The 10,763-nt window shown below is 65.1% G+C and carries 13 protein-coding genes; 7 read left to right on the forward strand and 6 right to left on the reverse strand.

Annotated elements, in window-relative coordinates:
- Positions 1-7: 7 nt before the first annotated feature.
- Positions 8-550 (reverse strand): GNAT family N-acetyltransferase, encoded by a 543-nt coding sequence (locus NTH_RS02010; RefSeq protein ID WP_338528432.1) that lies wholly within the window; start codon positions 548-550, stop codon positions 8-10.
- Positions 551-805: 255 nt separating this feature from the next.
- On the opposite strand from NTH_RS02010, the gene rirA reads away from it, so the two are divergent.
- Positions 806-1,267: an iron-responsive transcriptional regulator RirA gene (rirA, locus tag NTH_RS02015; RefSeq protein WP_338528433.1), complete on the forward strand. Its 462-nt coding sequence runs from the start codon at positions 806-808 to the stop codon at positions 1,265-1,267.
- A 2-nt stretch (positions 1,268-1,269) separates the two neighbouring features.
- Here the strand turns inward: rirA and NTH_RS02020 are convergent, their stop codons facing one another.
- From NTH_RS02020 to hemP, 5 genes are read right to left on the reverse strand one after another with little or no spacing between them, the layout of a single operon-like run.
- Positions 1,270-2,064, reverse strand: coding sequence for a heme ABC transporter ATP-binding protein (locus NTH_RS02020; RefSeq protein ID WP_338528434.1), 795 nt, complete (start codon positions 2,062-2,064; stop codon positions 1,270-1,272).
- 10 nt (positions 2,065-2,074) lie between these two features.
- Entirely contained in the window at positions 2,075-3,151 is a 1,077-nt protein-coding gene (locus NTH_RS02025) for an iron ABC transporter permease (RefSeq protein WP_338528435.1), read from the reverse strand.
- A gap of 18 nt (positions 3,152-3,169) precedes the next feature.
- On the reverse strand, positions 3,170-4,063 hold the full coding sequence (locus NTH_RS02030) for a heme/hemin ABC transporter substrate-binding protein (RefSeq protein WP_338528436.1): 894 nt from the start codon (positions 4,061-4,063) through the stop codon (positions 3,170-3,172).
- An 11-nt stretch (positions 4,064-4,074) separates the two neighbouring features.
- Positions 4,075-5,136 (reverse strand): hemin-degrading factor, encoded by a 1,062-nt coding sequence (locus NTH_RS02035; RefSeq protein WP_338528437.1) that lies wholly within the window; start codon positions 5,134-5,136, stop codon positions 4,075-4,077.
- Positions 5,137-5,155: 19 nt separating this feature from the next.
- A complete protein-coding gene (gene hemP / locus NTH_RS02040) occupies positions 5,156-5,341 on the reverse strand; it encodes a hemin uptake protein HemP (protein WP_338531778.1) in 186 nt (61 codons plus the stop codon).
- 335 nt (positions 5,342-5,676) lie between these two features.
- On the opposite strand from hemP, the gene NTH_RS02045 reads away from it, so the two are divergent.
- From NTH_RS02045 to NTH_RS02070, 6 genes are all read left to right on the forward strand, one after another.
- Entirely contained in the window at positions 5,677-7,725 is a 2,049-nt protein-coding gene (locus tag NTH_RS02045) for a TonB-dependent receptor domain-containing protein (RefSeq protein WP_338528438.1), read from the forward strand.
- A 79-nt stretch (positions 7,726-7,804) separates the two neighbouring features.
- Positions 7,805-8,242 (forward strand): hypothetical protein, encoded by a 438-nt coding sequence (locus NTH_RS02050; protein ID WP_338528439.1) that lies wholly within the window; start codon positions 7,805-7,807, stop codon positions 8,240-8,242.
- Between the two features lie 97 nt (positions 8,243-8,339).
- Positions 8,340-9,023: a MotA/TolQ/ExbB proton channel family protein gene (locus tag NTH_RS02055; protein ID WP_338528440.1), complete on the forward strand. Its 684-nt coding sequence runs from the start codon at positions 8,340-8,342 to the stop codon at positions 9,021-9,023.
- On the forward strand, positions 9,013-9,396 hold the full coding sequence (locus NTH_RS02060) for a biopolymer transporter ExbD (protein WP_338528441.1): 384 nt from the start codon (positions 9,013-9,015) through the stop codon (positions 9,394-9,396). Before NTH_RS02055 ends, NTH_RS02060 begins: the two co-directional genes overlap by 11 nt.
- A 5-nt stretch (positions 9,397-9,401) precedes the next feature.
- Entirely contained in the window at positions 9,402-9,806 is a 405-nt protein-coding gene (locus tag NTH_RS02065) for an ExbD/TolR family protein (protein ID WP_338528442.1), read from the forward strand.
- Positions 9,803-10,756 (forward strand): energy transducer TonB family protein, encoded by a 954-nt coding sequence (locus tag NTH_RS02070; RefSeq protein WP_338528443.1) that lies wholly within the window; start codon positions 9,803-9,805, stop codon positions 10,754-10,756. The genes NTH_RS02065 and NTH_RS02070 overlap by 4 nt, the downstream gene beginning before the upstream one ends.
- Positions 10,757-10,763: the final 7 nt, after the last annotated feature.

Here is a 10,763-nt window from a genome sequence, read left to right on the forward strand (position 1 = left end):
ATCGGCTTTATCCCACGGCGGCCGTTGAAAGGTCCGGCTCGGCGTCGTCGACGAAAGGCACGTCGTCCAGCACGATATGGCCGACTGTTTCGCCTTCCTCGAACGAAAGACGCGCCTTGAACTTGCGTGCCAGCCGCCGCATCGCATCGTTCTGCGGGTGGGTGGTGACGCGAAGCTGCGTGTAGCCCAGCGCGCGGGCGTGGGCGATCAGCCGTTTGAACAGGAGGCTGCCGATCCCGCAATGCTGCAGTTTCTTCTCGACGCTGAAGGCGATCTCGCCGGTTGGCGGGTCGAGTTCGGGGCGCTCGTGGAGCTCTGCCGCGCCCAGGACGCGCATTCCCTCCACATAGCCGACGACCGTCGCGCCTTCACGGAAGCACCGCTCGGCGTAGCGCTCCAGGAACGCGTCGCTGGCCGCGCCATTGAACCGGTCGCGCCGGCTTTCAGGGTCGAGCCGCATCAAATGGTCGCGGAAAAGCGGAAGTTCTGAAGGCCGCAGCCGGCGGACAATGCCTGAGGCCTGAATATTGGGTGACGCCAGCCGGGACATAAGCCGCACTCCACACGGGTTTTCCTCCCCGAGCCGTTCGACTCACCGCCTATATTGTGCAGCGCAACATGGTTTGCAAGAAGCCCTGCGATCACTTTTCGCCGGTTTCGCCGGACGCCGACGAGGCCCTCCCAGCTCATCCACAGGGCAGGACCATGATAAGTTGAGGGTCCATATCATATTTAAGCCATTAGGAACTGGAATTATTCTAAACTATACGCCATATTGGATGTGACCTGCATTGAAAGGGATTCCATGCGCCTCACCCGTCAGACCAATTACGCCATACGCATACTGATGTATTGCGCCGCCAATGACGGGCGCCTGAGCCGCATCCCGGATATCGCGCAGGCCTACTCGCTGTCGGACCTCTTCCTGTTCAAGATCCTGCAGCCGCTGGTGGAGCACGGCCTCGTCCAGACGGTGCGGGGCCGCAACGGCGGCGTCCGCCTGGCAAAGCCGGCCGAAGACATCACCCTGTTCGACGTGGTGCGCGTGACGGAAGAGAATTTCGCCATGGCCGAGTGCTTCGAAAACGACAGCGCCGACTGCCCGCTGATCGACGGATGCGGGCTCAACGAGGCGCTGCGCAAGGCGCTGAACGCGTTCTTCGAGGTGCTGGGATCCTATACGATCCAGGATCTGGTCGACGCCCGCCCGAATATGCGCGGCCTGCTCGGCATCGACCTGCCGGAAGCGACTGCGACCGCCAGCTAGGTTCAGCCCGAAGCGACAGCCTGCGGCAGCACGAAGGGGATGGTGGCGGGCGGCAGCGCCCCCACGTCGAGCGGGCACTCGAACACGTCCGACAAGAGCCGGCTCTCCATGATCCGCGCCGGCGTCCCGGCGGCGGCGATCTTTCCCCTGCGCATGACGATCATCTGATCGGCATAGGCGGCGGAAAGGTTGAGATCGTGCAGCACCGCGACGACCCCGCCCCCGCGCGCGGCGAATTCCCGGGCGATCTTCATCACGATGAGCTGGTGCTTGATGTCGAGGCTGGAGACGGGCTCGTCGAGCAGCAAATAGCGTGGCCTGCCCTCCAGCACCGGCGCCCATACCTGGCAAAGAACCCGCGCAAGCTGCACCCGTTGCTGCTCGCCGCCCGACAACTCCTGGTAAAGCCGGCCGGAAAAGCCGCTCAGGTCCACCTTGTCGAGCGCGCGCGCCGGCAGATCTTCCTGCGCTCCCAGGAGTGCTCCCGACCGTCCGCCGGTCATGCCAAGCCGCACCACCTCGCCCACCGTGAACGGGAACGACATGGTGGTGGACTGCGGCAGAACCGCGCGCCAGAGCGCGGCCTGCGCGGGTCTCATGGAAGCAAGGTCGTCGCCATTGATGGTGATCTGCCCGTCATAGGCAAGATCGCCCGACAGGGCCTTCACCAGTGTCGACTTGCCCGATCCGTTCGGTCCGACGATCGCCGTCAGCTGTCCCGGAAGAGCCTGGATATCCACGGTCCGGAGGATGGGCTTGCGGTTGATGGCCACGCTGACCTGTCTTGCTTCGATCATATCCTATGCCTCAAAGGTCCAGCAGCCCGCGCCGCCGCAGCAGCACCCACAGGAAGAAGGGCGCGCCGAAGATCGCCGTGACGATGCCGATGGGCAGCTCCGCCGGCGCGACGATGGTCCGGCTCACCGCATCCGCCAGAAGCAGAAGACTGGCGCCGAGCAGCGCCGATGCCGGCAAAAGATACCGATGGTCCGGCCCAATGATGAGCCGCAGCAGATGCGGCACGACGATGCCGACAAAACCGATGCCGCCTGAGACGGCGACGGCAGCGCCAGTGGCGGCGGCGACCGCGACGATGGCCACGTTCTTGACCGCCTGGACGGAGATGCCGAGATGCCGGGCCGATGCCTCGCCGAGCGCCAGCGCGTTAAGCCCGCGCGACAGGAACGGTGTGGCGGCAACCGCGACGATTATGATCGGTCCGGCGGCGGCGATCTTGCTCCATGTCGACCCGCCGAGCGACCCCAGACCCCAGAATGTGAGGTCCCGCAGCTGGCGATCATCGGCATGATAGACGAGGACGCCGGATATTGCCCCGGCAAGCGCGCCCAGCGCGATGCCAGCCAGCAGCATCGTGGCAATCGAGGTCTGCCCCCGCCGCGTGGCGATGCGGTAAAGGGCAAGCGTGCTTGCCAGCCCGCCGACAAATGCGGCCATCGGCAGGGCATAGATGCCGAACAGGGCCGCGACCGGGGCCAGAACGGTGCCGCCGAGCACGATGAAGGTGATGGCGCCGAGCCCTGCCCCGGCGGAGACGCCGACAATGCCGGGGTCGGCAAGCGGATTGCGGAAGAGCCCCTGCATCAAGGCACCCGAAACCGCGAGCGCCGCGCCCACCAGCGCTCCCAGCACGATCCGAGGCGCCCTGATTTCCAGGACGATGAGACGGTCCCGTGCCGAAAGGGCATTTGGTTCCGACAGGCCCGCAAGCGCCTTCAGGACGCCCACGACAGAAGCGTCGGATGCCCCGGTCGCCACGCTTACGGCGGCGACCGCCACGAGCAGGACCGAAAGGGCCAGGATCGCCAGCCGCGCCCGCGCCGACCGGTCGCCCTCGCGCGCGGCGACAGGGTCGGGCAGGATCATCGCCAGCGCCGACATCGGTCAGTTGGCCGCCAGCGAACCATAGAGCGCGGTGGCCAGTTCACGAACGGCGCCTGCGGTGCGCGGGCCGAAACCAAGGAGATAAGCCCCGTCCATGCGCACGATCGCCTTGTCGCGGGCAGCTTTCGTCGGCGCGATCGCCGGATGCGCGAACAGTTCCCGATCGGCTATGCCGTGATCACCGCCGCGGTCCATCATCAGGATGACCTCGGGATCAGCTTCCGCGACGGCCTCTTCCGACAATTGCTTATAGCCGGAGAAGGAGGCTATCGCGTTCTGCCCGCCGGCCATTTTTATGATGCCGTCGGCGGCAGTGCCGGTGCCCGAGGCCATGATGCGGCCGCCCTGCAGGCTGAGGATGAACAGCACGCGCTTGCGGTCCTCGATGGCCGCCGTCAGCGACTGCGCCGCCGCAAGCTCCCGCTCCACCTCGGCGGCAAGGGCGGCTGCCTTTTCTTGAACGTTCAGCGCGGCGCCGACGATCGCGATCTTTTCCCTGATGCCGTCGGCGTCGAAACGCTCCGGCACCAGCACGATCGGCACGCTGCTTTTTTGCAGAACCTCGACCGTCTCGGCCGGGCCGCTGCCTTCAAGCGCCAGGATGGCATCCGGATTGACCGACAGCACGCCCTCCGGCGAGAGCGCGCGCATGTAGCCTACATCCGGCAGCGCCTGCGCCTCCGGCGGATAGGTGCTCGTGGAATCGCGGGCGACCAGCCGGTCTTCCTCGCCGAGCGCATAGGCGATCTCGGTCAGCGAGCCGCCGATGGAGACCACGCGCGCCGTCTCATCGAAAACCTTCGCTCCGCTTCCGGCCGCTGCCTGGCCGGACAGGCCGGCGACCAGCCCTGCCAGCAGGAAGCCCGCGAATCGGTTGAGATGGGTGTGAAACATTCGCATATCCCTCACGCCGCCGTCGCGCGCGGCACGCGCGGCAGATGCTCGATCAGGAACCGCCAGTCCTCGCGCTCGCCCTCGCCCTCGTGGCGCTTGCCGAAGAACTGGATGATGAGACTGCCCTTGGCGTCATAGGCTTCGAGCGAGGTGACATGCCCGTCCTTCGTCGGCTTGCGCACCGCCCAGAGCTCCGCCACGTGATCGGTGCGAAGATGCAGATGGAAGGTCGGGTCCATCACGTTGAGCCATGGGCCCATCGGCTTGACGTTCATCACCGGCCCCGAGTGGATCTGTATGCAGCCGCGGCTTCCCACGAAGCACATGATCGGTATTTCCTGCGCCACCGCATGGCTCATCATTGCGCCGAGCGCGCTGCCGTCGAGCCGCCAGGCGAAGTCGTCGCCGATCATGTGGACCGCCTGATAGCGCGAAAGCTTGAGCGTGCGCAGAATGGACACGAACTGATGCACATCCTTCATGTCCGCCCAGCGCTGGCGCAGCGTGTCGAACAACTCGGCATCGCCCTCGGCCGCCGTCTCCACCGGTTTTGGCGCGGGAGGGCTGGTGACGACCTGCTGGCTCTGGTCGCCCACTGCCAGCGTCTCGACGAGCTGCTGATAGGCATAAAGGTTCGAATCGCCCCGCAGATGCACCTTGTGCACGGCATCGCCCGCCGCGTCGAAGAACTGGAGGCTGTAGCGCTTGTCCGCGCCACTTCCCTTTTCGACGGCGAAACCGTGCGCCCAATGGCTGGGGAATATGCGCAGGTCAATATCGCTCCCCAGCACGATCGCATGCTGCCGTGATGCCGTCACCTTTTCATAGACGCCAATCTTTTCGTGGACCGCGCTTTCATTGCGCGTGAGCGCCATCACGGGGCCGAGCGCTTCGAGCCCCTTGAGCAGACGTTCGACGTCGGGCGCAATGCGCGTGACGCCATGGCCGCAATGGGCCGCGACAAGCTCGGCTTCCGAGACTGAAAGCTTCTGCGCCAGATCGCGCTCCCGCATTTTCGGAAACTCGGCGCGCGCGCGCCGGATCGCCTCCGGTTCAACAGTCTGCTGGCTCATGAATATCCCCGAGCATGTGTTACTTGTTCAAAATGAGCTTGCCCTGACGGGTGATCTTGAGCCGATAGAACGCGCCGCCGTGCTCGATCGCGATCTCGCGCCGCCCGCAAAACAGATCCGCGCTCGAAAGGGTGCGGTCGCTGAACGGATAGGTATGGCCAGAGCCTTCCGTCGCGGGCAGAATCCTGCGGTTGTCGGTCGTCATGTTGCCGCGCAAAATCTGGTTCATCGCTCAAATTCTCCTTCTTTCGAACGCGCCGTCCTCGTCGAAGGACAGCTTCACAGAAGCCTCAAAAAGTGCCAACAGCATTTGTTGACATAAATGATCATGTTTTATAGACACTGCATTAGCGGAGTAATCGAGTCAAGATTAATTGCTCCGGCAAATTGCACCTTTCGCCGCCGGCCGAGGCCGGGAGGAAGTTGAACAAATTTGGTCAAAAGGAGCATGCGGCAAGCCGCGTGCTCCCTATTGGCCGTCAGGCCAGCAATTCCCATCCCGGGAAGAGCCAGCGACCGACAACATAAGGGATGTGTCAGATGACGGGGCTGCTGGCTCGTAACAGGTTGATTGCGCTCGGTGGGGCGGGCGCGCTTTCATTTCTTCTTCTGCCGACGGCATCGGCGCAGCAGGCGGCCGACAACACCGTCGGCGTCACTGCGCTGCAACGGCTGATCGTCGGCGCCGGCGTCGATAAGGTGGCGATCGATACGCCGCAATCGGTTACCGTGGTGGATCAGGAGGATCTCGATCGGGAACAGCCCGCAACGGTGGGCGAAGCGCTGGAACAGGTTCCCGGCGTCAACGTTTCGGGCTCCGACAGGCTGCTTGGCCAGAGCATCAATATACGCGGTATAGGCGGACCGGAGACCGGCGGCGAGGAAGGCCGGATCATCATCAACATCGATGGCGCCACCAAATATTTCGAGCAGTACCGCATGGGCGGCCTTTTCACCGATCCCGAACTCTTCAAGCGGGTGGAAGTTCTCCGCGGCCCCGCCTCCTCGACGCTTTACGGTCCGGGCGCGCTGGGCGGCGTCGTCAATTTCACCACCAAGGACGCGTCCGATTTCCTGGACGAAGGTGAGACCGCCGCCCTCAAGCTGAAGTCGACCTATGATTCGAACACCGATGGCTGGCTCGGTTCCGCCATCCTGGCATGGCGGCCCGTCGACAATTTCGAGTTCCTGGCGGCCGGCAATTACCGAAAGGCCGACGCCTATGAGGCCGGCAGCGGGGCGGTCATCCCAGGCTCCGAGATCGACGCGCCTTCAGGCCTCGTCAAGGGCACATGGCGCTTCGGCGAGATGAGCGAGCAGACATTGCGCGCGTCATACATGCATTGGACCACAAGCGCCGACGACCAGTACTACAACCAGACGGGAATCGACGATCCGGCCACTGGCGGCTTCGGCACGGTCGACCGCGAAGTGACGGACAAGACCGCCATCATCTCCTACGAAAACGCCGCCAGCGACAATCCCTGGATAGACCTGCGGATCAACGCGTCCTTCTCCGACATCGTCAACGACCAGACCAACGCCACTGTCCCGTCGCTCAATCGCGTCTTCGGTTACCGGACATACGAGTTCGAGGCCGAAAACACGTTCGACTACACCGGCGACAGGTTTGAGAACTACCTGACTTTCGGCTCCCAGACCGCCTATCAGGAGCGCACCACGCTTCGTTCGACCGCCGGCACGCACCCCCAGGGCACGGATTTCCAGACCGGCGTCTTCGTCCAGAACGAGTTCATCTGGGACGAGCGCCTGACATTGATCGGCGGGCTGAGGTTCGACTACCAGAAACTGGAGCCGACGGATATCGCCGGCGCCGAGGCGAAGGAGCACACGGCCTTCTCGCCGAAGATCGCCGCCCATTACAGGTTCAACGAAACCTTCGCGGTCTTCGGCTCGATCGCGCATACCGAGCGCCTGCCGACCATCGACGAGGTCTTCGACAGCGGCGCGCTGGGGCTCGATCTCGACAAGGAGAAGTCGAACAATTTCGAGGGCGGTTTCGCCGTCTCGCTCTACAATCTGGCCCAGCCGTCCGACGCGCTCGAATTCAAGGCGACCGGCTTCTACAACCGGATCGAGGACCTGATCCTCGATCACGGCCGCTCGGCCTTCCCCCGCTACAGCAACACGGGGCGGGCGCGCATCTACGGCGTGGAGCTGGAGGCCGCTTATGAATCGGACCATTTGTTCGCCAGCGCCGCCTACACCTACACGATCGGCGACGACCTGACCGCAGGCGTCCCGCTCGGAACGGTGGCTCCGCACGAATTCTCGGCAACGCTCGGCGGCAGGCTGCCGCAGTACGACGTCTCCTTCGGCTGGACCGGCCGCTTCGTCGCCGAACAGGATCGCGTGCGCGGCGGCAGGTTCGACCGGCAGCCGACCGAGGCGTTCCATGTGCATGACCTGTTCGTGGACTGGAAGCCGGACGAGGGAAGATTCCGCAATCTGGAGGCGAGCTTCCGCGTCGACAACGTCTTCAACGAAGACTATCGGGAATATCTTTCCGGCACGCCGGCCAAGGGCAGGACTTTCAAGATCACCCTGGCCAAGAAGTTCGGCGTTTGATCCATCTGCCGGAAGGCACAACACAACCGCGCGTCCCAGAGTTTGGGACGCGCAACAGCAAGACAGGACACGAACAACTATGAGACCATTTCCCGTTCTGGCCCTATCCAGCCTGTTGACAATCGCCGCCGGCCCCGCCGCCGCGCAGGGCAATGAAACCGCTGACCGGACAATCCGCATAGAGCTCAATGGCCTGGAGCCTTCCCAGCAGGGCTGCCGCTTCACCTTCGTCGCCGAAAACGGTCTCGAGGTTGCCATAGAGCGCGCAGCCTATGAGGTGGCGCTGTTCGGCAAGGACGGGCTCGTCCAGCGCCTGACGGTGCTCGATTTCAAGGACCTGCCAGCCGGCAAGACCAAGGTTCGCCAGTTCGATCTGCCCGAGGTGGACTGTGCCGATATCGGCCGCGTCCTCATCAATGATGCGGCAGCCTGCGAAGGCGGCGAAGGCCTCGGCGAGAAAAGCTGCATCGCCAGCCTCAAGACCAAATCGCGCGGCGAAGTAGGCTTCGGCCTCTAGGGAGAGCGCGACACGAGGGCCTGGCGAGTACGGACGAACGACACGCCAAGGCTCTGCCGCCAGCAATTTTACAACTGCCAGCCCGAGGAAGCATGGAATGACCGCTGAACTTGTCGACGCAATCGCCTCTTTTGTGAAACTGGGCGGGCCGGTGGTGGCCATCCTGATCGTGCTGTCGGTCTTCGCCCTGGCACTGATCCTGCTGAAATTCGCCCAGTTCTGGCGTGAAAGGGTGGGTCGGCACCGGAGGGCGGAGCGTGCGCTGCACGCCTGGTTCCACGACGGCTATGGCGATGCACGGGCCATCGCGGAGACCGACCGTTCGCCGGTCGGAACGGCGCTTGCCACCGCCATGCGCCTGGCGGCCATGCGCCAGGCCTCCCGGCAAGCCATTGAGGACGACGTTTCGCGGCTTTCGCTGACGCGGCTGCACGATCTCCAGCGCGGCTTCCGCGCCCTTGACGCGATCGCGCAGATCGCCCCGCTGCTGGGCCTGTTCGGCACCGTGATCGGCATGATCGACGCGTTCCGGCAGTTGCAGACCGCCGGCAGTGCGGTCGACCCGTCGCTGCTGGCCGGCGGCATCTGGGTGGCGCTGCTGACGACGGCGACGGGCCTTGCCGTGGCGATGCCGGTGCAACTGATCCTCACCTGGTTCGAGACGCAGCTGGAGAACGAGCGCGTCGCCATCGAGACGATGACAGGCGCGGTGTTGTCGCACCGGCCGCCGGAGGCGGCGGCTGAGCAGGCGGCTCCGGCGGGAGCGGTCCATGCGCATTGAACTTGCCGGCGTCAGGAAACGCCCGCTGTCGCTGACCCCGCTCATCGACGTCATCTTCCTGTTGCTCCTGTTCTTCATGCTGTCCTCGACCTTTACCCGTTTCGCGGAGGTGGAGATCTCCGGCGGCCGGGCAGGCAACGGGGCGTCGGCGCAAAGGCCGGACATCCTGATCGGCATCGATGGTGAAGCCTGGCGCGTGAATGGTCTTTCCCTCGACGCCGACGCCGCCATCGAGGAACTGACCCGGCTGTCGGAAAACGGTGCCGCCAAGGCCGTCCTTCTGGTGCGCGACGGCATGAACTCCCAGACGCTGGTCGGCGCCGTGGAGCGCATCGGCCGCGAAACCCGGCTCGACCTGACCGTTGCAAGGTGACCGCTATGCTGCGTCTTTCCCGCCCCCTGCCCGCCCGGCGCCGCGAAACCACCATCGCGCTGATCAATGTCGTCTTCCTGATGCTGATCTTCTTCCTGATCGCCGGGACGCTCACGCCGCCGCTCGACAAGGATGTAGACCTGATCGAAACGGCGACTGCCGACCCTTCAGATCCGCCCAACGCCCTCTTCGTGACGCAGGACGGGGAATTGCGTTCGCAGGGTCGGGCCACCGATGTCGCGGCGTTCGTCTCGACGCTGAGCGCGCAAACCGGCGAGGAGGAACCGCTCAGTGTCAAGCTGGCCGCCGACCGGGAACTGCCGGCGACCCGGCTGATCGAGATCGTCGGTGAATTGCGGCAGGCCGGCGTCACCAAGGTCAGCATCGTGACCGAACGGGCCACGCAATGAGGCGCGGCGCGTCCTGGAAATGGACGGCGGCCCTGGTGCTCTCGGGCATATTGCATGCCGGCGCGGTCGCCTATGTGCTGCCCTCGGCCGATGAAGCGAAGATTGCCGGCGGCTCAGCCTCCGAGATCGCCGTCGAGGGAACCGCCTTTGCCGACATGACGGCGGCCGGTGCGCCGGCGGAGACCGTCGAGCCCGAAGCGCAGCCGGACACGACGGTGATGCCTGTGGAGCCGGCTGCGACCGCCGTCGAGCCGGTCGAGCAAAGCGTGGTCCAGACGGCCGAGGTCACACCCGAACCGGTGCTGACGCCCGAAGTCGAGCAGGCCCAACCCGTTACCCAGGAAGTGCAGCCTGTCGAGCAGATGCCGGAGACCGCGGATGCCGCGCCAGTCGAAGGTGTCGAGCCGGAGCCGGCCCAAGAGACGGTCGCCGCGCTTGCCAACGTGCCGAGGCCGACGCCCCGCCCCGACTATACGCCGCCGCCCAAGCCGGTCAGGCAGGCCGCCGCGCCGGCGAGGAAGGCCGCCAGCCCCTCGCCCGCCAAGAAGGCCGCCGGCGCCGGCGGCAATGACGAGAGGAACGCCAGGCGCGGCTCTGCCGGCCAAGCCCGCAGCGGCGCCAGCGGCGGCGAGCAGACAGCCCGCGCCACCCGGCAGGGCAATGCCGCGGTCTCCAACTATCCGGGCAAGGTGGTGAGCAAGCTGCGCCGCGCCTTGCGTTATCCCCGACAGGCCAAACGCGATGGCTTGCGCGGCGAGGTGCACGTCGCCTTTACGATCAGCAGCGGCGGCGGCGTGACCGGTATCCGGATCGTGCGCAGTTCCGGCTCGCCCGTCCTCGACCAGGCCGCTGTCGAAACCGTACGCCGCGCCGCCCCTTTTCCCGCCATACCCAGCGCCGCCGGCCGCACCAACTGGCCTTTCACGGTGCCGTTGGCTTTCGTTCGCTAGAGCGCCG

The organism is Nitratireductor thuwali (assembly GCF_036621415.1).
In the GTDB taxonomy this organism is placed as follows: domain Bacteria; phylum Pseudomonadota; class Alphaproteobacteria; order Rhizobiales; family Rhizobiaceae; genus Chelativorans; species Chelativorans thuwali.

What these genes read in the sequence shown, in the direction of transcription:
- NTH_RS02050 (WP_338528439.1), top strand. Translation starts at nt 7,805, where the DNA reads ATGAGACCATTTCCCGTTCTGGCCCTATCCAGCCTGTTGACAATCGCC.
- NTH_RS02025 (WP_338528435.1), bottom strand. Translation starts at nt 3,151, where the DNA reads ATGATCCTGCCCGACCCTGTCGCCGCGCGCGAGGGCGACCGGTCGGCG.
- rirA (WP_338528433.1), top strand. Translation starts at nt 806, where the DNA reads ATGCGCCTCACCCGTCAGACCAATTACGCCATACGCATACTGATGTAT.
- NTH_RS02035 (WP_338528437.1), bottom strand. Translation starts at nt 5,136, where the DNA reads ATGAGCCAGCAGACTGTTGAACCGGAGGCGATCCGGCGCGCGCGCGCC.
- hemP (WP_338531778.1), bottom strand. Translation starts at nt 5,341, where the DNA reads ATGACGACCGACAACCGCAGGATTCTGCCCGCGACGGAAGGCTCTGGC.
- NTH_RS02030 (WP_338528436.1), bottom strand. Translation starts at nt 4,063, where the DNA reads ATGTTTCACACCCATCTCAACCGATTCGCGGGCTTCCTGCTGGCAGGG.
- NTH_RS02055 (WP_338528440.1), top strand. Translation starts at nt 8,340, where the DNA reads ATGACCGCTGAACTTGTCGACGCAATCGCCTCTTTTGTGAAACTGGGC.
- NTH_RS02060 (WP_338528441.1), top strand. Translation starts at nt 9,013, where the DNA reads ATGCGCATTGAACTTGCCGGCGTCAGGAAACGCCCGCTGTCGCTGACC.
- NTH_RS02010 (WP_338528432.1), bottom strand. Translation starts at nt 550, where the DNA reads ATGTCCCGGCTGGCGTCACCCAATATTCAGGCCTCAGGCATTGTCCGC.
- NTH_RS02020 (WP_338528434.1), bottom strand. Translation starts at nt 2,064, where the DNA reads ATGATCGAAGCAAGACAGGTCAGCGTGGCCATCAACCGCAAGCCCATC.
- NTH_RS02065 (WP_338528442.1), top strand. Translation starts at nt 9,402, where the DNA reads ATGCTGCGTCTTTCCCGCCCCCTGCCCGCCCGGCGCCGCGAAACCACC.
- NTH_RS02045 (WP_338528438.1), top strand. Translation starts at nt 5,677, where the DNA reads ATGACGGGGCTGCTGGCTCGTAACAGGTTGATTGCGCTCGGTGGGGCG.
- NTH_RS02070 (WP_338528443.1), top strand. Translation starts at nt 9,803, where the DNA reads ATGAGGCGCGGCGCGTCCTGGAAATGGACGGCGGCCCTGGTGCTCTCG.